Source organism: Paenibacillus sp. PvP094 (assembly GCF_040546835.1).
GTDB classification, from domain to species: domain Bacteria; phylum Bacillota; class Bacilli; order Paenibacillales; family Paenibacillaceae; genus Paenibacillus; species Paenibacillus illinoisensis.
In genome coordinates this window covers 1,353,696-1,374,846 of record NZ_JBEPOM010000001.1, presented here as the reverse complement: position 1 = coordinate 1,374,846, position 21,151 = coordinate 1,353,696, and the positions used below count along the sequence as shown (strand labels likewise).

Below are 21,151 nucleotides of genomic sequence, written 5' to 3'. Positions count from 1 at the left end.
CTATATGAAAAAATATGAAATAATTGCGGAGTCGCTGCAGCGTTGGATACAGAAGCAGCGGGGGCGTCAGCAATCGATTGACAAGGGAATTAAACTTCCCGCAGTGCGTGTGCTGGCTGAACAATATCAATGCAGTGTAAGCACGGCTATTCGTGCCTATCAGTGGCTTGAGCAGCGACATCTGGTATATGCAGTTCCTCAATCGGGTTATTACGCTGTACAGAATGGAGTAGGAGTAGAAGATGTCGATTGGAAAGGGCCACTGGATTTTGCCTCTGCTGCTCCGGACCCCCGGGTATTTCCGTATTCCGATTTTCGTCATTGTGTAGATCAGGCCATGGAGAACAACCAGGCGGAGCTATTTCTGTACGGTACGGAGCGTGGGCTGCCTTCATTGATCAACCTGCTGCAAAAGCAATTTGCCGACTATCAGGTGTTTGCCCCTCCGGAACAGTTCTTTATTACATCCGGCGTGCAGCAGGCGCTTGCAGTGCTGGCCTTGATGGCTTTTCCGAATGGCAAGAGACGGGTTCTGGTTGAGCTACCAAGCTATCATCTTATGCCATCCCTGCTGGAAGGCCTGAATGTACCTATTACCGGAGTAAGACGCACGCTGGAAGGTCTTGATTGGGAGTCGCTGGAACGGCAATTTGGTGAAGGCGATATTAAATTCTTTTACGTCATGCCACGCTTTCACAATCCGTTGGGGACATCCATGACCTTAGCTGAGAAGAAGAGATTAATTAAGCTGGCAGAACGATATGACGTGTACTTGGTGGAGGACGATTATTTAGCCGATCTGGAGGAAAATACAAAACAGGACCCGCTATTTTCTTATGATACGGTAGGCAGGGTCATCTATTTGAAAAGCTACTCCAAAATTCTGTTTCCCGGCCTGCGCATTGGTGTAGCGGTCCTTCCCGCAGCTCTTGCTCCTTCGTTCGGGGGACACAAAAAAATGCTGGATATCGACACCTCGGTGCTGTCTCAGGCTGCGCTGGAGGTCTATATTCGCAATGGCATGTTTGCACATCACGGGAAAGTCATTCGCAGTCGTTATGCAGCCCGGATGCAGAAGGTTCATGAGCAGCTTGCTGCCGATCCGGAGTTTAGTCCCTTTGCCCATGCTCCGCGAACAGGTGGGGAGCATACCGTGCTGCCATTGGCCAGCAATATGCCGCTTGGCGTGTTGTTATCAAGGCTGGAAGAACGCGGAGTAATAGCAGGTACAACCGAGCGTTACTACCTTGAGGGAACGCAGCAGGATAAAATGCTGAGGCTGAATATATCCAATGTGCCGAAGCAGCGGCTTGAGGAAGGCATGCGGATCATTCGTGAAGAGATCGTGAAGCTGCAAAGCGGAAACGTGAAATGACTTTTAAGCGGCCCAAAAATACAAAAGGCGTGCAGCCAAGCTGAATATTCAGCCTGATTGCACGCCTTTATCTGTTTCACTGAAATCTTAGGACTACTCGTGAGCCATCGCCTTGAAGGAGGCTTCAGCTGCTTCAAGTGTTGCCTGAACGTCCTCATCGGTATGAGCTGTAGTCAGGAACCAGGCTTCATACTTCGATGGAGCCAGGTTGATACCGCGGTTCAGCATATGCCGGAAGAAGGAGGCGAACCGTTCACCGTCTGTATCTTGAGCTTGATCATAATTTGTTACCGGGTGATCACAGAAGTGTGTGGAGAAAGCGCCACGAATCCGGTTGATCGTTAGTGCGATGCCATGACGATCGGCAGACGCCTGCAGACCCGATGTCAGATCAATGGCCAGTCGTTCCATTTCTTCATATACGCCTTCGCCCTGCAGTACTTCCAGACAAGCGATACCCGCAGAGATGGAGGCAGGATTGCCGGCCATTGTTCCGGCCTGGTAGGCAGGTCCGAGCGGGGCAACCTGCTCCATGACATGCTTGCGTCCGCCATAAGCTCCGATTGGCAATCCGCCACCGATGATTTTGCCGAGTGCAGTCAGATCGGGTTCAATCTCGGCATGATTGGCAAGCCCGGCATACGTTTGCGTAGAACCATAGTGGAAACGGAAAGCCGTAATGACTTCGTCATAAATCACAAGCGATCCGTTGGCACGTGCCATGGCACACAGACCTTCCAGGAAGCCTGGCTCTGGCATAACCATGCCGAAGTTGCCGACAATGGGCTCCACCATTACTGCTGCAACATCATCACCCCAGCGCTCCAGGGCATCTTTCAGGCCATCCAGATCATTATAAGGAACCGTGATCACTTCATGTGCGATGCTGGTTGGAATTCCTGCACTATCCGGAATCCCGAGGGTGGAAGGGCCGGAGCCTGCAGCAACCAGCACCAGGTCGGAGTGACCATGGTAACATCCGGCAAATTTTACGATTTTATTGCGTTTGGTGTAGGCGCGGGCCACGCGGATGGTAGTCATCACTGCCTCGGTACCGGAGTTGACAAAACGTACCTTATCCATGGAAGGAATGGCTTCCTTCAGCATTTTGGCAAGCTTGATTTCAAGCTCGGTTGGCGTACCGTACAACACACCATTTGCTGCTGCTTCACTAATGGCTTGGGTAATATGAGGATGAGCATGTCCAGTTACAATGGGGCCATACGCTGCCAGATAATCGATGTAGCGGTTGTCGTCAACATCCCAGAAGTGTGCGCCTTGCGCCTTTTTCATAAAAACGGGTGCGCCTCCGCCAACGGCTTTGAATGAACGGGAAGGACTGTTTACGCCGCCTACAATATGTTCAAGTGCCTCTTTATATAAGATTTCGGATTGGGGACGAGATGAGTTCATGGGTTTATTTCCTTTCGGCTATGAATTTTGTTGCAAATTTTCGTAACACAACACAGCGAGAGGGCAGCATAATGGCTGCCCTCTGCGTGTTTACATTACTGAGCCGGTTGCTCCGACTGTTGGTCTTCACCGCTTGCTGTTTTATCTTCGGTTCCAGTCGTACTGTCTTCCGGTTCAGCAGGCGGATGAATAATATCCTGAATATGCTGCTTCAATTTCTCTTCATTGGTTACCGTCAGGACTTGTGCTCCACCTGCGGTCCGCTCTTCCTTCAGCATGTTCATCGGCGGAATTTGTTCGCTGCCGTTCATGCTGCTCTGATATCCAAGACCACCGAGCTTCCACATATCCGAGAGTGTCAGGTTTGTATCCACATAAGGGCTCACCTGTTCCAGAATGGTAGGAAGCTTGGCAATGGTTGTCGTGGATTGCATTTTGGCCGCTACGGCTTTCAGGAATTCACGTTGACGCTCGGAACGAGCGAAGTCGGACATCGCATCATGACGGAAACGCACGTACATAAGCGCTGTTTCACCATCGAGATGCTGATAGCCTTTCTTCAGATCAATGTCGTACTCGTTATTGTCTGCTTTGCTTGTATAATGCATGTCCTTCTCTACGTCAAAGTCCACACCGCCCACGGCATCCACCAATTTGATGAATCCTTGGAAATCGGTATACACATAATATTGGACAGGGATCCCCAGCAGGTCGCCAGCCGCTTGCATTGCTGCATTTGGTCCGTGGGTGATAGCGGTGTTAATCCGCTCCTTGCCAAATCCGTCTATATCGACGTAAGTGTCTCGTAGAATGGAGAACAAGTTGATTTTTTTGGTGAGTGGATCGAGCGATACAACCATCATGCTGTCCGAACGGGGAATTTCCCCTTCTTTGAGGCCACGGGCATCAACACCCATAACCAATATATTTACTGTTTCAGTGCCTTCCCATTTTGGAGGGTCCGGTGTATTCACTTTTTCGACATTTTCAATACTGGCGAACGGAGATTCGTCGCCTTCCTTCTGCAAGCCATTCAACTGATTGAGAATAGAACCGAAATAAAATGCCGCTGCGCCTCCAACGATCAGAACAAAGGCGGCAAGAGAAATCCATATGGTTCTCTTCGTCTTTCTGGTCATGCTAGCTCTCCTTTGTATTTGAGATGAAATAAAAAAACGAGTTCAGTTTCCGTAGTAACATAGCCTGAAGCCTTCCGTGCACGTCTCTTCCCAAACAGCAGTCAGAGGACGCAACTTCAGCTATTTTAAAAGCTTGCTGAATTTTGACTGATACCATTATAATTTCTTTTTGGGCTACAAGCAATTTCAACAAAATCCAAGTGAGGTATAATCATGCTGGCGATTGATGTCAAAGATTTGCGCAAGTCGTTTAGCGTCCAGAAAAGTCGGGGTGGACTGAAGGGCGCATTTCAAGATCTGTTTAAACGCGAATACCAGGAAGTATTGGCGGTGAACGATATTTCGTTTCAGATTCCGCAGGGTGAAATCTGCGGATATATTGGAGAGAACGGTGCCGGTAAATCAACAACGATCAAGATGTTGACCGGCATTTTGGTGCCTACTTCAGGGCATATATCGGTTGGTGGATATGTTCCGTATCAGGAACGAGAGAAATTTGTACAGAATATTGGTGTCGTATTTGGTCAGCGGAGCCAGCTGTGGTGGGACATTGGTGTGATTGAATCCTTCCATCTGCTGCGCAAGGTATACCGTGTGGACGAATCCGATTTCCGCAAACGGCTGGATGAGCTGGTTGAGCGGCTGCAGCTGCAGGATCTGCTGAATCGTCCGGTGCGCAAGCTCAGTCTCGGGCAGCGGATGCGCTGCGAACTGGTGGCCGCATTGCTGCACAATCCCGATATTGTTTTTCTGGATGAGCCAACCATTGGTCTGGACATTGTCGTCAAGTCGGAGATCCGTGAATTCCTGAAAGACATGAATAAGGAACATGGAACAACCATTTTGCTGACGACACACGATCTGCAGGATATCGAAGCACTGTGTTCAAGAGTGATCATGCTTGATGCCGGGAATATCATCTATGATGGCGGTCTGGATCACCTGAAATCCCAATGGGGCAAGGAGCGGGAAATCCGCTTCAAGTTTGGGACGGGCCACACGATTGCACAGATGCAGGAATGGACTGCCGCCATGCCCGTACGCTGGACGGTAGAGAACGAGCTGTCCGCATCAGTCTGGATTCCGCTGGAACTCAATGTGTCCGATGTCCTTGGCCGTGTGGTGGGACAGGCTGATATTACGGATATTCAGATTATTGAGATTAATACCGATGAGATTGTACGGAGTATCTACCAATCCGGTTCTGCCGAGCGTCCCGAGATTGTGGGAGCAGGGAAAGAAGCGGTGGGTGTATCCTAGATGAATAGTGCATTTTTTGATTTTATGCGAATCCGGTTTCTGACGATGCTGGCGTACCGGGTGAATTATTATTCCGGCATTTTGATATATACGCTGAATATTGGCGTGTATTACTTTACATGGCAAGCCATTTATGGCGGAAGTGGAGAACTGGGGGGATTTACGGCAGCTCAGATGACTACGTATGTGGCGGTATCCTGGATGGCGCGTGCATTTTATTTTAACAACCTGGACCGTGAAATTGCCGCAGATATCCGTGATGGATCCATTGCGATTCAATTTATAAGGCCGATCAACTACGTTATGGTCAAAATGATGCAGGGTCTCGGTGAGGGCGTTTTCCGTTTCCTGCTGCTGATGATCCCAGGCATGCTCATTGCAATCCTGCTGTTCCCGGTTGAACTGCCTACTGCACCTTCAGCGTGGATCGGATTTCTTGTCATGCTGTTCTTCAGTTTCCTCATTAACTCCCAGATTAATGTCATTACGGGACTGGCAGCGTTCTTTGTGGAAAACAACGAAGGTATGATGCGCATGAAACGGGTCGTGGTCGACTTGTTCTCCGGTCTCATCATTCCGATCAGCCTCTATCCGGGCTGGATGTCCGCGATCATGAAGGTATTGCCTTTTCAGGCTATTACGTATCTGCCAGGTTCCGTATTCACGGGAAGAGTGGAAGGCACCGGCATCTGGAGTGTACTCGGCATTCAGGTGCTCTGGTTTGTCATGCTGCTCGTTCCAATGATGCTGATCTGGCGTCAGGCGCGCAAGCGTCTGTTCGTGCAAGGGGGTTAACAGCATGTACTACTTAGGTCTAATTGGGGAATATTTAAAAAACTACATGAAAACACGGCTGACGTATCGTGCCGATTTCTGGGTCGAGATTATTTCGGATCTGCTGTTCCAGGCAACGAATCTGATCTTTATCTTTGTTGTTTTCCGCCACACGGATAACCTCGGGGGCTGGAGTGAAAGTGAAGTCCTGTTTGTATACGGTTATTTCATGGTGCCATATGGCATCTTCAGTTGTTTTATCAATCTCTGGGGGTTCAGCGAGAGGTATATCGTTAAGGGTGAGATGGACCGCATTCTGACGCGTCCAGCGCATAACCTGTTTCAGATATTGCTCGAAAATGTGGACCCGCCTGCACTTGTGGGTTCGTTTATTGGACTGATTATCATGATCTTCAGCGGGGCGGAAATGGGACTTGTCCTGGAATGGTGGCATATTCCGGCGCTGATCATTCTGGCGCTAAGCTCTGTGTTAATCTACGCGGGAATTTATACTACACTGACGTCGCTATCCTTTTATTCGGATGCTCCGACAGGTATTCTTCCATTAATGTACAACATTCAGGGTTATGGACGTTATCCGGTAACGATCTACAATCGAGCCATTCAGGTATTGTTAACCTGGGTCATTCCGTTTGCCTTTGTCGGGATCTATCCGGCAGCATTGTTCCTGGATCGATCAGAGATGCATCGCATGGCATTGCTAACCCCGGTAATGGGACTGGTTTTCGCAGCGATTGGACTTACGCTCTGGAACTACGGCGTGAAACGCTACCGTGGTGCAGGTTCGTAGAGAGAAGCCCGATAATAGAGGGTAAGACGAGAAGGAGGAATAGAGATGACATTAACTGAAGGCAGCCTTGCTCCGGATTTTGAACTTCCATCAAGCACCGGGGAGACAGTGAAGCTCTCCGATTACCGCGGACAGCGGGTGCTGATCTACTTTTATCCCAAGGATATGACTTCGTCCTGTACGCAGCAGGCATGCGATTTTCGGGATCGCCATGAGGAATTTAAGGGGTTGAACACGGTTATATTGGGCATTAGCACGGACCCGATGAGCAGGCATGACAAATTTATCGCCAAATACGGATTGCCGTTCACCCTGTTATCGGATGAAGAACATCAGGTTGCCGAGCAATATGGGGTGTGGCAGCTTAAGAAGTTGTACGGCAAGGAATATATGGGCATTGTCCGTTCCACATTCCTCATCGATGAAGAGGGGAAGCTAATCAAGGAATGGTCGAAAGTCAGAGTGAAAGGGCATATTGAAGCAGCTTTGGAGGCTGTGAAGTCTCTGTAAAAAGCGGAAATTCAACGAAGGCAGTGTTCTCGGGTATCACCGTGGACACTGCCTTTTTTATGAGGTTAAGCGTTTGGCCGACTGTTTTCTTCTCTGGAAGCGGAGCCGATGAACGAGCAGCAGGAAGAGCGGGATGATCAGGCTGACCGTCACATCCCAGTCGAGCCACGCGGGCATGACGGTATTGGTATAGAAGATGATATTGGGGCCTACCAGTACGGCTGCAGCAAACATTAGCAATGCCGAGGGCAGGATCAGGGGCTTATAGCCTTTTAATTCGAATAACTGGGATATTCCCAAAACAAAACTGAACAAATACAGCATGCTCTTGAAATAGGTCGAGATCAGCCAGGCAATGGCCATCAATGCTTCGATTCGTTCGAAGAAATTACCGATATTGATTTTTTGAGCCAGCGTATAGGAAATATAGAAACCATGCTGAGTGAAAAGGGGGCCGAAAACCATGAGAGAGACGAGAACAAGCATGCTTAGCAAAATTCCTCCTCCGAGAGCTGCAAGGAGCATGTCCCGTTTTAAATGATGTGCGCTTGCGACGTACGGAAGGAACATGGATAGCACGATTAGCTCGCCGAAGGAAGAGAAAGCTCCCCTAATGATGCTATTCATTAAACTCATCCAGGAAGTATCTAGAATGGGGCGCAGTCTAGCCAATTCTGTTTGCGGCAGTACTCCCAACAGAAGGAGGATCATAAAAACGACTACGATGGGAGCAAGAAGTTCACTACTTGCCCCCATGGTTTTTAAGCCATTCATTACTCCCCATACCATAGGGCATATGAACAGGGTCAAAATGACACGGATGGGGGTTTGAAGATAGATCTGTGTCGTCATGAAGTCTCCTACTTCGCGGACGCACACTGCAGCCCCAGTGATGAAATAGAACAGATATCCGGCAGCTAGAATTGAACCAAGCCATGGACCGAGCAATTTTTTACAGATTTCAACTAGGGACAATTCAGGTTGGGTACGATGCAGTTTGAACAGAATCCATAGTACCAGTAGACCTATTGGTTGACTGAGCAGGGAGCATATCCAAGCGTCCTGTTTCCCATGTGCAGTGACGAGCGATGGATAGATGAGAATCATATCACCGACCATGGTCAGGAAGGTCAACAAGGTGAACTGTCGCACGGTAAGGCGATCTTTAATCAGCATAGTACTTGTGCTCCTTCAACATGTGATCAGTTGGATAGCGATTTTTTCCTTTTCGTAAACAACATCATAAGCAGCAGCATCCCCGGCAGCAGAATTCCTAAAGTTGTATCCCAATCCACCCAATATGGAACGATGGTAATGACAATATAGGTCAGGTTAGGAGCCACTACATTGGCCATTCCAAACACCAGCATGCATGCTGGCAAAAGGAGAATCCGATACTGTTTAAGATTGAAGAGCTCTGCAATTCCCACGATGAACGCATAAAAATAAATCATTGCTTTGAAATAGGTTGAGATCAGCCAGGAGGTAGCCATAATGGCCTCGATACGTTCAAAGAAACCTCCGATACTGATCTTTTGAGATAAAATAAACGATGCATAGATATTTGTGCTGAGTCAGAAATGCACCGAGCACAAGCAGGGAGATGGTAACTAGCATCGCCAGCATCAAGTTCCCCAGACCAGCCGCAGCGATCACGTCTCGGGTTCGGTGAGCTTGTCTCGCGGTATAGGGTAAGATCATGAGGATCGGGATGGCCTCGCCCACTGGGTAGGTAACACTTACGAGTACACCTTGTGCCAGAGAGACCACATCGGTATCTATGAAGGGCTTCAGATGACTGATTTCTACCTTGGGCAGAAGGCAGAAAGAAAGAACGAGGATGAAAATGATCACAATTGGCAGCAGCAGTTCACTTGTCCGCCCGATGGCTTCCAAGCCGTTGTATATCCCCCAGCCAAGAGTAATGACAAACATCAGGATAATGATTCGAATAGGTGTGAATTGAAAAATCTGGCTGGTCATAAAATCGCCTATTTCTCGGGAATGTGTGGATGTACCCACGAGAAAATAAAATAGGTATATGATAGAAAAAACGGTTCCTGGCCAGAAACCCAAATACTTACGTGCAATCTGAACCAGGTTCTTGCCCGGATGCATATTGCCCAGTTTAAGAAACATGGCCATAAGCACCATACCGAGGGGGATTCCGATGAGGGCACAGATCCAGGCGTTTTGCTTAGCATAGGACGTGATGACAGAGGGGTAGATAAGCATCATATCTCCTATAACCATCATGAAAGTCAGGGTTGCCAACTGCCGTGTTCCAAGCCGTCCTTGCTCCAGCATCCTTTTCCCCCCTTTCTTAAGTTCCGGTGATATTGGCCAAAAATTGATTCACAGGTTCATAAATCCACATAATGATATAGAGGGGGCTTGGGAACTCCCATAAGTTTGCTGCAATTACGCTAAAGAAGGTGGCAACAAGCAGCATGCCGCTGTATACTGCGGTTTCTTTCCATTCCTTGCGACGGATTAGACCAGGAAGATCGATCAACCCTACGATAACTCCCACAACAATGACCGTGATCGTGATCATGTCTGGTCTCACTCCTTGATATCATTTTTGAATGAATTGTCCAGTGTTCCCGTACGTTTAATCTGTACGTTGGCTTCGTACTTCACGTCCAGATTGTCAAAGTACTTGTTCCAGTCATTCTCCATCTTTTTAAAAAGCTTGGGATCCGCATGGTAAACTTCCTGCCCGAATCCAAAAATATCGGCATGATATTTTCGCCTCACGGAGTTCACCGAAGTCTGCATAAGCTCGATTAGTTTTTCCTCACTCTCCTCTTCCAGTTTTCTGAGTGTTTTCATTGAACCGATCTTGACGCCGCATTCCACAGCAGCGATGGAGGAAACATTTTCAAGCTTGATATGAATAACAGGCTTTCCATCCACGATTTTTGCTTTTCGTTTCGTCGAGGTCCGCAGTGCTTTGAAGGTTACGGCTCCACCTTTGCCGCAGGGAAGATGACTTACCGTGGATACCACATTATCCCGAATGTAGTTATATCCTTTTGATTCCTCCTCGGTTAGCCAGCCGATCAGCTTATCCTTTCTAAATACACTTAATCCGGTCGTGTGAAGGCTCGCTGGAGATCGGATAGAAGAGATATTGTCCTTACTTCCGCTTATCTCCTGTTTTCCGATAATCTCAACACCAGTAATTACAGGCTGTATGCCGGGTGTCAACATATTATCGACCAGTTGGTCTCCCGTCACGGTGGTTGTCGGAGACCAGGTTTTAGCGGATACATCCAGGGAATTAAACAGCTTCTCAGCAGGAATGTTCTCCAGTGGGGTAAGCAGATCCAGCACTTTGGAGGCCGTTGTCTTGCGAGCAACCATGACGTAATAATCTGGCCGTACAGAAGGTTCCCGCATCATGGCTTCCATGACATCATATATTCCATCTTTACGTGCGTATTCTTCACCAAAGACAAGAATACGCACATGAGCCATGAATATGCGACGTGGGCTGGTCTCAGTCAGCTTCTGAATGGCTTCAAATAGTGTGTCTGCAGTAGCCTGATATTGGGTTACAGGAGTGCCTTTCCCGCCTCCGGATTTGGAGGATACCTCATTGGGAACGACCACCTGGGCACTAACCTTGATTTTATCTCCGTCCTTATCTACCCCGAGACCTAGCATAATTCCAAGTTCATTGAGTTCTTTACGATCCCAGCAGCCGGTTAGGAGAGGGAGCAGAACCACAAGGGATAAAACCAATCGGAAGCACTTGTTCATACGGTGTTCTCCTTGCCGCGATCAGCGTTTCATTTTTTTGTTGGACTGCCTTGTTTTGTTCGGTGTACCCGTACTCAGAGGGCGGGTTTTCATATGAGACCAGGGTACGCGGAAGATTGTATCCTTAAGATCCTTCTGAACCAGCGGTGCAAATGGTGACATGTAAGGTACTCCGAACGAGCGAAGGCTGCACAGATGAGTCACTGTAATGAGCAGAACGACCAGAATGCCATAGAAACCAAAGGCAGCCGCCAGAATCATCAATACGAAACGCAATATCCGTACCGAGATGGATAATCCGTTCTCTGGAATGACGTAACTGGATATCGCGGTAATCGACACGATGATAACCATTGCTGCAGACACAACCCCCGCATCAACTGCCGCTTGACCAATGACAAGTGTTCCCACGATGGATACAGCCTGACCGACCGTTTTCGGAATCCGAATTCCGGCCTCCCGCAAGATCTCGTAGGTAAGCTCCATCAAAATAGCTTCAATGAAGGCTGGAAAAGGAACACCTTCACGCTGAGCTGCCAGACTAATCAGCAGGTTTGTCGGTAGCATTTCCTGGTGGAAGGTCGAGATGGCGATGTAGAAGGACGGAGCAAGCAAAGCGATAAAAAAGGCCAGGTAACGAATCATCCGAATTAATGTACTGATATCAGCACGCTGATAATAGTCTTCTGCAGATTGAAAAAAATGTACAAACAGGGCTGGTACCAATAAGGCGAATGGGGTACCATCCACAATAATGGCAACACGGCCTTCCAGGAGTGCAGCAGATACAGTGTCGGGCCGCTCCGTGTTATATACCGTCGGAAAGATTGTCCCGGTCTTATCCTGAACCAATTCCTCGATATATCCGCTTTCCAGTACGCTGTCGATGTCAATCTCATCGAGTCTGCGCCGGAGCTCCTCTACCACCTCGGTATCCACGATATGCTCCAGATATAATACGGCTATCTTGGTCTTGGTCACTTGTCCGATCTCTCTCTCTTCTATCCACAGATGAGGGTCACGAATCCGTTTACGGATCAAAGAGGTATTTGTACGCAAATTTTCATTAAAGCCTTCCATGGGTCCGCGTACGACGGTTTGGGATACAGGCTCAGAAACAGCGCGATCTTCCCAGCCGGCTGCTCCGATCTTCAGGCCTTTGGTTGAGCCTTCGATTAGCAGTACTGCAGAACCAGACAATAAGGCATTAAGTACATCCTGCATATTGTCTACCAGCAGCACATCACTGGCAGCAAGAATGTCATTTTGAAGATAGCTTAGGCGTTCGTCTTCAGCCGAGAACTCTGGAAGATCATGTGTCTGAAGCAGGGATACCAGAATGGCCTGATTCAGTATTTGAACATCGACTAACCCATCAATGTACAGCAGAATCGATGGCCACTTATGTAAACATTGGAGCGGGCGGAGCATCAGGTCGTTGCTCTGGCCCATCACTTGTTTGCAATATTCCGTATTGTCAATCAGATTCGGAGAGATCAGTTTCTGTTCATGATCGCTCTGCGCTGCAGAACTCATACTTTCACCCCCATACCTCCCTATATTTGCAAGTTAGTATGACCTGGATGAAATCAACTTATGACAAAAAAAGAAGTGACATCAGAACGGTGCACATACAAAAGGTGATTGCCAACTTCAAATGATTAGAATATTATCTAATTAGATTATTATCTAAATAATAAGTGAGGTATCGTAATGACATTCAGTTTTGGTTTTAAACGCTTGCTGCACGCAGAACCCGATTACAGGAAGCTTTTCATGGCAGGATTGGTAAACGGAATTGGTGATCGATTCAGTCAGGTTGCCATGCTGGCCTTGATTCTTGGTACAACCGGTTCAGGTCTTGCCGTAGGTTTGGCGCTCGGGTTGAGGGTGTTTCCTTTTCTTCTTCTGGCACCGCTAGGGGGTGTATTGACGCTGCATTTCAGCCGGCGAACGATTATGATTGTGACCAATCTTCTAAGGGTACCTGTGGCCTTAAGCTTTTTGTTCGTACATCAAGCAGATGATCTATGGATTCTCTATACAGCGAGTACGCTGCTTGCATGCGCAGAAGCGCTATATGCGCCTGTCCGCAAATCGGGAATCCCCTTTCTTATACGTTCGGAAAACCTGCACCAGGTTAATGGGCTCGAACAAGTCATGAACGGATCCGTACTCATTGTGGGCGCTTTTGTAGGGGGTATCGTCTCGGCTACATTGGGTCCTCAGGCTGCTTTTGTCACCAATGCACTTGCTTTCCTGTTTGCTGCTGCTCTGATTCGCAAGATTTCGTTTCCACCACTTAGAACTGAGCAAGTAGATGAGATGGTGGGGAGACAGCCTGCGCATGCTCGAAAGAGTAAAGGTAAAGGGGTTGTCCTTATGCTGTGGCAGTTCATCTGCTCATCTGTCCCTTTGCAGATTCTTATTGCATTTGAGTTGTGGGTTCCCGTTATTAATGGGATTGATAATGTGCTGATCAGTGTATATGCGATTGAAGTGTTCAAACTCGGAGATTGGGGTGTGGGTCTGTTTTATGCAGCACTGGGGATTGGCCTTGTGCTCAGCAGCTGGGGTTCTCGTTATTTGCAGCTGTGGCTGCTCCCTGGGGTTGTGGCATGTCTGTTGATCGAAGGATGCTTATTAATGCTGTTAAGTGAGACCAGGTTCGCATCGATTGCTGTACTGATGTATATTTTGCTGGCCTTTACGTCAGGTATGGGGAACACGTGTCTCGATACGCTCCTGATGCGGGAAACACCAGAGAAATACCGCGGAGTTGTCTATGGTTTAGTGACGGCATGCAGCAGTACAATGCTTGGGTTATCCATGTTTGGCGCAGGCATACTGCTGGAGGTGATAGAACCGCGCAGACTTGGTTTTGCAGGGGGATTGGGGTTCGCATGTATTGCGTTCTTGCTCGCGGCTTATGCATGGATTCGAAGGGATGCTTTTAAAAGGAGTTAATTAAAAAAGAGTCGCACTGGTGGCGACTCCGGGGATATGCTTCATTCTGCATTTTGTTTCTGCCTGATTGGAGAAGACTTGCGGACTGAGCGTTGTCCCCAAGCTTTCCGATAACGGTACAGCACGGCAGCGATCAGTAACAATCCAATGCCTGCAACGATATATGCTGCATATTGATGTGCAAGATGGAACACCGCGTTCCACTGTGGACCGAATACTTTTCCAATGCCCAGAAATAACACGACCCAGAACAGTGCACCCGAGTATGCATATAGAGCGAATTTGCGAAAAGGAACAGCTGCTATACCTGCAAAGTATCCAGTAAAATGCCGGACACCAGGTATGAAATATCCGATGAAAATCAGAGCATTACCGTATTTGGCGAACCACTTTTGCGTTTTATCCAGCTTGTCCTGTTTGAATAGAAACCATTTTCCGTAACGGACAATGAAGGGCAGACCGGCTTTGGCACCAATAAAGTAAGTGATCGTCATGCCGATGGTCGTTCCGAGAAAGGCAAGGATGGCAAGAATCCCGAAGTCCAGTTGACCCTTGTATGATAGGTATCCTGCGTAAGCCATGGTTGTTTCTCCCGGGAAGGGAAGAGCGATAAATTCCAGCAACAAGCCAAAAAACAAAACGCTGTATCCATAGGATCCGAACAGATGTTGGATCTTTTCAAGCAATTCCAATAGATTCACTCTCCTGAAGACAGGGGAATCGGATGACTCTCCATGCTGTCTTGTATACGATCATTGCAGCCCGCCGTCATATGAAACATTTGCAGTGCTTATCCCCGTAGTAGCAGTGATTCCGGTAATAAGTGCCTGTTCATTATGCTACCCAATCCCAAGCCAAGAATCAATCATGAGCTAACCCAAATTGTGAAAAATATATAACAGAAACGCGTCTTTTTTCGATAATGCCTCCATATAATTCTAACAAATCTGCTAAAGTCTATCAGCAGAATCACTAGAGACGTTGGAGGATGATTCGTAAATGATGCAGAGACCGGATTTCACAATGGTGGAAAAAGCAGAGCAATCCGTAAAAGCCAAATCCATACATAAGCATGGTTTTCCCGCATGGCCATCGTGTCTGCTTCGTCTTGCGGTAATAATATGCGTATTTGCTTCTTATGCCTGGACAGCATTTCCTTCTTACGCTGCTGGCGCAGAAGCTGTTGCACCTAACAAAGAGAGCAATAAGGAAAAGGTAGTCTATCTGAGTTTTGACGACGGACCAGGCAAGCATACCCGTGAAGTATTGGATATTTTGCGCGAGGAACAGGTAAAGGCTACATTTTTTGTCCTGGGAGAGCAGGCAGAACGTTATCCCGAGTTGATTCAGGCTGCTGTGGAAGAGGGACATGCACTTGGCAATCATACCTATAACCATCATTATGATGAGCTGTATAGTGATTTTAAATCGTTCTGGAAACAGGTGAAGCAGACAGAAGACATCGTGAACCGGATCACCGGCTTCCGTCCCAACCTGGTACGTGCACCTGGCGGAACATATGGACATTTTGATCAAAACTATTTCGATTTGCTCAAGTTGGGCGGGTACACCGTAATGGATTGGAATGTAGACAGCGGTGATTCGAAGCGCAAGGGTGTGCCAGCCAAAGAGATTTTGCGCAATGCCACCAAGGTACCGGCCGGTACCGGTTCAGTAATCTTGTTAATGCACGATGGCGGAGCTCATGCTGAGACGGTTAAGGCACTACCCGGAATAATCAAATACTATCGTGATCACGGATATCGTTTTGACACCATGAGAGCGGAGGATCCACCTGTGCAATTCCGTGTTCATCCCGAAGGGGAATACAAATCTCGCAAGGCACCTGGCGCCGAGTGGGTGGCGGAGCATGTGAAATTCAATCGTAACCTGTGGTTATCCGGCAAGGAACTCAAGGTAGAGATTGGTCTTGCTGCGGGGACACTGAAGCCAGGGGAATTCCGCGTGGAAGATCAGCGAATTATGGTGCCATTAAGACCGTTTATGAAAAAGTTTGGCGGCAGCATTCGCTGGGACGTGGAATCCAGAACAGCGACTGCGCTATGGAAGGATAAAGTGATCCAGGCGAACAGCGTCAGCGGTGAACTGAAATCCACAACAGCGAATCTATCGAATGATAGAACGATAGAGGGAGCAGTGCAGAGTCAAGGGGGGACGATATGGGTTCCACTGCGAGAACTGCTGGAATTAATGGGGCTGGATGTATCTTCGCTTCAGTCCAATGAATCCGAGTGGATTGTGAAGGCCAATATGCCTCTTGCGGCAGCGTTAAACTTCTACCTGTACAGAACGATATGAATTAACGCATCCAGACAGGACTAATCTCTCTACTTCCGGGCAACAATGAATCATAGATTACTATGGCTCTGAATGCCCAGAATGGAAGGAGAATGAGGGATGTCGTATATTCGAATGGAACATGAACATGCGGTCGAGCTGCTGAACAGGGTGATCAAGCGGGTCGAGAGTGTAATTATAGGCAAAAAACAAGAGATTCAATATGTCCTTACTGCAATGCTAGGTGGGGGTCACGTGCTTCTGGAAGATGTACCGGGGACAGGAAAAACAATGCTGGTTCGGGCTGTCGCCTCATCATTGAGCTGTTCCATGGGTCGTATTCAATTCACCTCCGATGTCATGCCTGCAGATGTTACTGGGACATCCATGTATCACCCCCACACGAGTGAATTCACATTCCGGCCAGGTCCTGTGATGTCCAACATTGTACTGGCTGACGAGATTAATCGGGCATCGCCCCGGACCCAGTCAGCGCTGCTGGAAGCAATGGAAGAACGACGTATTACAGTGGATGGTACGACACATGCCTTGCCAAGGCCGTTCTTTTTGCTGGCAACGCAAAATCCGCTGCAGTTCGAGGGCACGTATCGGTTACCCGAAGCGCAGCTGGATCGTTTTCTAATGCGAATAGGACTCGGTTACCCGGAGCCGGAACAGGAAGTCGAGCTGCTAACCAGAGGGCAAAGCAGAGAGTTGCTGGATGAACTTCGTCCAGTGGTACTCGCTGAAGAAGTGAGTGCGATGCAGCGCGAAGTTAGACATGTGCACGTTGATTCCGTAGTCAAGCAGTATCTGGTTGCAGTGGCTGTAGCTACTCGTAATCATCCTGCCGTGAGGCTCGGCATCAGTCCACGCGGAACACTGGCCTGGATGGTTGCGACGCAAGCATATGCCTACCTGCAGGGGCGAAGCTATGTTATTCCGGATGATGTCAAAGAGGTGGCTCAGCCTGTGCTTGCCCACCGAATCGGGTTAAAAGGGCAGAACAGGACTGAGACATTCCGGGGTCAGGAACAAGTCATTCAGGATGCACTAGAATCGGTTCCCGTACCGGTACAAATGACAGTTCAGGGAAGGGGCCGGCGATCATGACCGCGCCTGTTCAATGGCTGTTCCATGCAGTCTTGGCAGCAGCTTTTGCTTGTCTTTACCTATGGCATGGAGGCAAGGCGGCACTGTTTTTGTCCATTACGGTCTCTCTCATCCTGATTAGCGGTCTGGTCATTCATCTATTGGGGCCGCGCCGAATTCGCATTCGCCGGCAAATGAATTCGGAACGAATAATGGTTGGGGAGATGGTGCGTGTTCAGGTGGAAGTGGAGTTCGAATGCCGAATTCCACTGCTTTGGATCATGCTCTGTGAGGATACGCCCGCTGGAGTGCATCGAAAATTACTTTTTCCGGGAATGAGACGCAAGTTTGCTTACCAATATCAAATGTCCGGCTTGCGAAGAGGGTTGTATCAATGGGGTTCAGGCCAACTGTACTGGGGAGATGTATTCGGATGGAACACCGTCTCTGTGGAAACGGAGGGTGGGACATCTCTTGCTGTCGTTCCGTCTGGATCAACATTCGGTGATCGTGAGTCTACAGCATTTGCGGCTATAGATGAGGGGAATTCGGCAAATTCAAAAACCAGTCAAGGTAACCGAAGTCCCGAGTACCGCGAGTATCAACCAGGAGATCCATTGGGACGCATTCATTGGAAAAGTACGGCCAAGACGGGCAAGCTTCAAACCTTTTTGCCTGAAATATCGGAATCAACGTCTTTGGGTATTCTGCTGTATGAAGGTAAGACTGGCTACGAACGACGAGTCCAGGGGGCGAAGGAGCATCAGGCGTTTGAACGTGCCATTAACATGGCTGCCCGCTGGGTGTTTACAGCTGTACGTGATGATGTTCCCTATCAACTCTGGAGGACAGGGGTAGAGGCTGGTCCGGATAAGCAATCCGGGTGGTTAAGTGATCTGATCCATGCCGAGCATGTAAATCTGTCACTGGACAGCCTAGCCCAGGCAAGCATATCAAGTGCTGACTTATCCGTCTCATCCTTGGCGGATACAACCATGCTGGATCAGTGGCCCGCGGGGACACGCATTGTTGTCCTTACTGGCAGACTGGATGCCGTACTGACGGGATGGGTGATGGGTGCGGCTGAGTTGGGACATGAGATAGAAGTGCAGTTAACCGAAACACTGATGGGTGAGGAACAAGCCAAAGAGAATACAGTTCAGGGAGGGCTTGGGAACCCGGCTGACCAGTGGACGGAACAGCTTCGGCTTAGCGGCGTAAGAGTCAGCTCAGTCGCAGACCAATCAATGCCTTTCGTTGGAAAGGCGGGTGTCTCGGATGTGGGAGCGTAATCGTGGTGATATGACAGTTGTCCAATCTGCCGAAGAAGTTTCGGTACTTGGTCAGGGATCCAAATCCCAGCGTTCTAAGAGAGAGCCCGCCGTGTATAAGATAAGTATTTCTGTTCTGCTGCTGCTTCTCTCCCTGGAATGGATCTACCCGATTACTTCCTCGGGACAGCAGGGCAGTGAGCGTTTTCTGACGGTGATGGCCGGACTTACGGGTGCGCTCCTGATGGCAGGATTATTGCGTACAGGCTGGATGTTGGGGATAGTGCTTCGACTGCTTGTGGCTCTTACTGCTCTATGTCTGATGTATGGAGGCAGTGATCCTGCCGGTTGGGCTCTCGGTTACCCGGAAACATGGATGGAGGATATACACTCATTCATGGAAAGTGGGCACTTTTATTCCATCAGTACGGAGACAAGAGGTTTATTGATGATGTGTGGTTGGAGCATGCTCATGGCTTCCGTGCAGTCCCTTGTGTTGATGCGGCGGAGTGTGATGCTGTTCGGCAGTGCTACCCTGCTTTATTTGCTGTTCCTGGAAACATTGGCCGGGCTGGATGTCTACGCCTCCGTAGTGCGATCCGTTCTATGGATACTGCTGATCCAGACCATTCTCCAACTGCTCCGTCTGTTGGAAGGGGGCACAACACCAGCCTTTTACCGATATCCCTATGTTCGTTGGTGTACGGTGGCTGCTGCTGCAGCAGCGGGGATGGTATTGCTTGCTGCTCTGCCCGGTCGTGTTGTCCCGGTGCCTGAACCGGAACGGATATCGCTTGATCAGATTGGAGAACGCCTTGCCCGCTGGGCAGGCTATACACCACGCGGCAGCATCCCTGCTTCGGCATCTGTCACGGGATACAGCACATCTGATGCGCCGATGGGATCTCCATTGGTACAAGGAAATGCCGTCTTTTTTACAGCGAAGAGTCCTCAAGTCACGTATTGGCGCGGGGAGACTCGTTCCTATTATAACGGCAGTACATGGAGTGATCCTGCACAAAACTTTCAAAAGGCAAGCCCGGCAGGGCTGTTTCGTGCCGATGGCTGGGAGAACCAAGCCTACTGGACACGCATTCGCCAAACGGTCACGATGGAGCGTCCGTGGAGGGGACCTAATCCGCTCTTTACGGGAGGAGTACCTTTGAACCTGTCCTTTCAGGACAAAAATGAACATAACGAAGAAAATAGAATGGCCCTGCTCTCCGATGCAGACTCGGCTACGCTCTGGCTTGCCGGATCCAGCAGTCGTGAACCGGTCAAAACGTATACAACCGACGTCATGATTCCCGCGGCATCGCCAGAACAGCTTCGTCTATTGGGCGAGGCGCGTAGTTCGAGTCAGGATCCGGCAGCCATCCGCAGAACCTACCTGCAGCTGCCCGAATCTCTCCCTGAGCGGGTAAGATCACTTGCAAGTGACATTATTCAGAAGAGTGAAACGCGTTATGATGCAGTCCAGGCAGTACGGACCTACCTGGCAGAGCATGCCGAATATACACTGGACACGCGCATGCCGCCTCGCGGAACGGATTTCGTCGATGACTTTCTGTTTGTCACAGGGGAAGGCTACTGCAATCACTTCTCCACGGCGATGGTTGTACTGCTACGCGCAGAGGGAATTCCCGCTCGTTGGGTAAAGGGATTCAGTGCAGGTTCACCGGACCCTGAGGTACCGGGGCGGTATGTCGTTACCCAGGGGGATGCACATTCCTGGGTGGAGGTGTATTTCCCCGGCGCAGGCTGGATGCCGTTTGAGGCTACGCCGGGCTTCGCATTGCCGCAAGGCGATGGCACGGACGCCGCAGCAGTCGCCGGGGCACAGCCCGGCGAGGAGATCCCGCCGCAATCTGGGGGCGGGATCGATAGTGCGGGCGCCTGGCTGCTGGCGCGCGCACGTGCTCTTGCCGCGGAGCCGTGGCTCGCGGCAGCCCTTGCGGCAGCGGTGCTGCTGGCCGCTGCCGGGGCCTTGCGCATGCGGCGGCTTCGCCCCGCACTGCGGCTCAGGCTGCTGCTGGCATGGCCACGCAGCAGCTTCCCGGACCGTGAGCGGCTGCTCAGCGCCGCAGCTCCGGTCTGGGCCGCGCTCGCGCGGCGGTACGGCCCGCGGCCGCCGGGGATGACGCTGCGGGAGTATGCAGCGTCACCTGCCTTGGCCACAGGCATGGACGCCGCGGACATCGCGCGGTTTGCAGCCGACTGGGAACGGCTGCTGTACGGGCCGGACCGTCCGCTGCGCGCGGACAGTCTTGAATTCCTGCGCCGGGCACTTCGCCTCGCCCGGCGCCTGCAAGTACCATAACATCGCCCAGGGACGTCTTGCTCGCCGAAGTGCGGACAAGGTGTCTTTGGGCGATTTCTTTGTTTTGGCTTGTCATCGTAGTGTCTGTATTACATACAGCTTGGCATGAAACACTCGTTTGAACATGAAGCGAATGGAAGTGGGGAATTTGTA

19 protein-coding genes are annotated in these 21,151 nt (G+C 49.7%); 10 read left to right on the top strand and 9 right to left on the bottom strand.

The features are described 5' to 3' along the window. Nucleotides 1-4: 4 nt before the first annotated feature. Nucleotides 5-1,375 carry an aminotransferase-like domain-containing protein gene (locus ABIC22_RS06365; protein WP_354479449.1) on the top strand — a complete coding sequence of 457 codons (1,371 nt, stop codon included), beginning with the start codon at nt 5-7 and terminating at the stop codon, nt 1,373-1,375. A gap of 93 nt (nt 1,376-1,468) precedes the next feature. Here ABIC22_RS06365 and ABIC22_RS06360 read toward each other — a convergent pair whose 3' ends face one another. Together ABIC22_RS06360 and ABIC22_RS06355 are read right to left on the bottom strand one after the other, a co-directional pair. After that, entirely contained in the window at nt 1,469-2,788 is a 1,320-nt protein-coding gene (locus ABIC22_RS06360; RefSeq protein WP_354479446.1) for a glutamate-1-semialdehyde 2,1-aminomutase, read from the bottom strand. A 95-nt stretch (nt 2,789-2,883) separates the two neighbouring features. Further along, nucleotides 2,884-3,927: an LCP family protein gene (locus ABIC22_RS06355; protein WP_127540692.1), complete on the bottom strand. Its 1,044-nt coding sequence runs from the start codon at nt 3,925-3,927 to the stop codon at nt 2,884-2,886. 213 nt (nt 3,928-4,140) lie between these two features. Between ABIC22_RS06355 and ABIC22_RS06350 the strand changes: the two genes are divergently transcribed. Genes ABIC22_RS06350 through bcp form a run of 4 tightly spaced genes read left to right on the top strand, consistent with a single transcriptional unit; the run spans nt 4,141 to nt 7,282 of the window. Continuing rightward, nucleotides 4,141-5,187 (top strand): ABC transporter ATP-binding protein, encoded by a 1,047-nt coding sequence (locus tag ABIC22_RS06350; RefSeq protein WP_095293171.1) that lies wholly within the window; start codon nt 4,141-4,143, stop codon nt 5,185-5,187. Further along, nucleotides 5,188-5,982: an ABC transporter permease gene (locus tag ABIC22_RS06345; protein WP_354479442.1), complete on the top strand. Its 795-nt coding sequence runs from the start codon at nt 5,188-5,190 to the stop codon at nt 5,980-5,982. 4 nt (nt 5,983-5,986) lie between these two features. Beyond that, nucleotides 5,987-6,772 carry an ABC transporter permease gene (locus tag ABIC22_RS06340; RefSeq protein WP_336784272.1) on the top strand — a complete coding sequence of 262 codons (786 nt, stop codon included), beginning with the start codon at nt 5,987-5,989 and terminating at the stop codon, nt 6,770-6,772. 45 nt (nt 6,773-6,817) lie between these two features. Then, on the top strand, nt 6,818-7,282 hold the full coding sequence (gene bcp, locus ABIC22_RS06335) for a thioredoxin-dependent thiol peroxidase (RefSeq protein ID WP_127540686.1): 465 nt from the start codon (nt 6,818-6,820) through the stop codon (nt 7,280-7,282). 57 nt (nt 7,283-7,339) lie between these two features. Here bcp and ABIC22_RS06330 read toward each other — a convergent pair whose 3' ends face one another. Genes ABIC22_RS06330 through ABIC22_RS06305 form a run of 6 tightly spaced genes read right to left on the bottom strand, consistent with a single transcriptional unit; the run spans nt 7,340 to nt 12,586 of the window. Next, a complete protein-coding gene (locus ABIC22_RS06330; RefSeq protein ID WP_354479438.1) occupies nt 7,340-8,458 on the bottom strand; it encodes a GerAB/ArcD/ProY family transporter in 1,119 nt (372 codons plus the stop codon). A gap of 26 nt (nt 8,459-8,484) precedes the next feature. Next, nucleotides 8,485-8,808, bottom strand: a complete 324-nt coding sequence (locus tag ABIC22_RS06325; protein WP_354485875.1) for a GerAB/ArcD/ProY family transporter — start codon at nt 8,806-8,808, stop codon at nt 8,485-8,487. Beyond that, nucleotides 8,792-9,589 (bottom strand): GerAB/ArcD/ProY family transporter, encoded by a 798-nt coding sequence (locus ABIC22_RS06320; protein WP_354479435.1) that lies wholly within the window; start codon nt 9,587-9,589, stop codon nt 8,792-8,794. The genes ABIC22_RS06325 and ABIC22_RS06320 overlap by 17 nt, the downstream gene beginning before the upstream one ends. A gap of 16 nt (nt 9,590-9,605) precedes the next feature. Further along, the gene (locus tag ABIC22_RS06315) at nt 9,606-9,839 is read right to left on the bottom strand and encodes a hypothetical protein (protein ID WP_127540680.1); all 234 of its coding nucleotides are present in this window, start codon (nt 9,837-9,839) and stop codon (nt 9,606-9,608) included. Nucleotides 9,840-9,847: 8 nt separating this feature from the next. Next, nucleotides 9,848-11,050 (bottom strand): Ger(x)C family spore germination protein, encoded by a 1,203-nt coding sequence (locus ABIC22_RS06310; protein ID WP_127540678.1) that lies wholly within the window; start codon nt 11,048-11,050, stop codon nt 9,848-9,850. Between the two features lie 21 nt (nt 11,051-11,071). Then, nucleotides 11,072-12,586, bottom strand: coding sequence for a spore germination protein (locus tag ABIC22_RS06305; protein WP_354479431.1), 1,515 nt, complete (start codon nt 12,584-12,586; stop codon nt 11,072-11,074). A 177-nt stretch (nt 12,587-12,763) separates the two neighbouring features. Here ABIC22_RS06305 and ABIC22_RS06300 point away from each other — a divergent pair, with 177 nt between their 5' ends. Continuing rightward, entirely contained in the window at nt 12,764-14,017 is a 1,254-nt protein-coding gene (locus tag ABIC22_RS06300; protein WP_354479428.1) for an MFS transporter, read from the top strand. Nucleotides 14,018-14,058: 41 nt separating this feature from the next. Here the strand turns inward: ABIC22_RS06300 and ABIC22_RS06295 are convergent, their stop codons facing one another. Further along, nucleotides 14,059-14,709: a DedA family protein gene (locus ABIC22_RS06295; RefSeq protein ID WP_127540672.1), complete on the bottom strand. Its 651-nt coding sequence runs from the start codon at nt 14,707-14,709 to the stop codon at nt 14,059-14,061. Nucleotides 14,710-15,016: 307 nt separating this feature from the next. On the opposite strand from ABIC22_RS06295, the gene ABIC22_RS06290 reads away from it, so the two are divergent. From ABIC22_RS06290 to ABIC22_RS06275, 4 genes are all read left to right on the top strand, one after another. Continuing rightward, nucleotides 15,017-16,336 (top strand): polysaccharide deacetylase, encoded by a 1,320-nt coding sequence (locus tag ABIC22_RS06290; RefSeq protein ID WP_354479425.1) that lies wholly within the window; start codon nt 15,017-15,019, stop codon nt 16,334-16,336. Nucleotides 16,337-16,435: 99 nt separating this feature from the next. Beyond that, nucleotides 16,436-17,428, top strand: coding sequence for an AAA family ATPase (locus ABIC22_RS06285; RefSeq protein ID WP_354479422.1), 993 nt, complete (start codon nt 16,436-16,438; stop codon nt 17,426-17,428). Then, nucleotides 17,425-18,699, top strand: coding sequence for a DUF58 domain-containing protein (locus ABIC22_RS06280; protein ID WP_354479419.1), 1,275 nt, complete (start codon nt 17,425-17,427; stop codon nt 18,697-18,699). Before ABIC22_RS06285 ends, ABIC22_RS06280 begins: the two co-directional genes overlap by 4 nt. After that, nucleotides 18,686-20,998: a DUF4129 domain-containing transglutaminase family protein gene (locus ABIC22_RS06275; protein WP_354479417.1), complete on the top strand. Its 2,313-nt coding sequence runs from the start codon at nt 18,686-18,688 to the stop codon at nt 20,996-20,998. The genes ABIC22_RS06280 and ABIC22_RS06275 overlap by 14 nt, the downstream gene beginning before the upstream one ends. Nucleotides 20,999-21,151 lie beyond the last annotated feature (153 nt).

Bases quoted from the DNA above. Each gene is read 5' to 3' on its own strand.
- ABIC22_RS06365 (WP_354479449.1), top strand. From the start codon at position 5: ATGAAAAAATATGAAATAATTGCGGAGTCGCTGCAGCGTTGGATACAG.
- ABIC22_RS06360 (WP_354479446.1), bottom strand. From the start codon at position 2,788: ATGAACTCATCTCGTCCCCAATCCGAAATCTTATATAAAGAGGCACTT.
- ABIC22_RS06355 (WP_127540692.1), bottom strand. From the start codon at position 3,927: ATGACCAGAAAGACGAAGAGAACCATATGGATTTCTCTTGCCGCCTTT.
- ABIC22_RS06350 (WP_095293171.1), top strand. From the start codon at position 4,141: ATGCTGGCGATTGATGTCAAAGATTTGCGCAAGTCGTTTAGCGTCCAG.
- ABIC22_RS06345 (WP_354479442.1), top strand. From the start codon at position 5,188: ATGAATAGTGCATTTTTTGATTTTATGCGAATCCGGTTTCTGACGATG.
- ABIC22_RS06340 (WP_336784272.1), top strand. From the start codon at position 5,987: ATGTACTACTTAGGTCTAATTGGGGAATATTTAAAAAACTACATGAAA.
- bcp (WP_127540686.1), top strand. From the start codon at position 6,818: ATGACATTAACTGAAGGCAGCCTTGCTCCGGATTTTGAACTTCCATCA.
- ABIC22_RS06330 (WP_354479438.1), bottom strand. From the start codon at position 8,458: ATGCTGATTAAAGATCGCCTTACCGTGCGACAGTTCACCTTGTTGACC.
- ABIC22_RS06320 (WP_354479435.1), bottom strand. From the start codon at position 9,589: ATGCTGGAGCAAGGACGGCTTGGAACACGGCAGTTGGCAACCCTGACT.
- ABIC22_RS06315 (WP_127540680.1), bottom strand. From the start codon at position 9,839: ATGATCACGATCACGGTCATTGTTGTGGGAGTTATCGTAGGGTTGATC.
- ABIC22_RS06310 (WP_127540678.1), bottom strand. From the start codon at position 11,050: ATGAACAAGTGCTTCCGATTGGTTTTATCCCTTGTGGTTCTGCTCCCT.
- ABIC22_RS06305 (WP_354479431.1), bottom strand. From the start codon at position 12,586: ATGAGTTCTGCAGCGCAGAGCGATCATGAACAGAAACTGATCTCTCCG.
- ABIC22_RS06300 (WP_354479428.1), top strand. From the start codon at position 12,764: ATGACATTCAGTTTTGGTTTTAAACGCTTGCTGCACGCAGAACCCGAT.
- ABIC22_RS06290 (WP_354479425.1), top strand. From the start codon at position 15,017: ATGATGCAGAGACCGGATTTCACAATGGTGGAAAAAGCAGAGCAATCC.
- ABIC22_RS06285 (WP_354479422.1), top strand. From the start codon at position 16,436: ATGTCGTATATTCGAATGGAACATGAACATGCGGTCGAGCTGCTGAAC.
- ABIC22_RS06280 (WP_354479419.1), top strand. From the start codon at position 17,425: ATGACCGCGCCTGTTCAATGGCTGTTCCATGCAGTCTTGGCAGCAGCT.
- ABIC22_RS06275 (WP_354479417.1), top strand. From the start codon at position 18,686: ATGTGGGAGCGTAATCGTGGTGATATGACAGTTGTCCAATCTGCCGAA.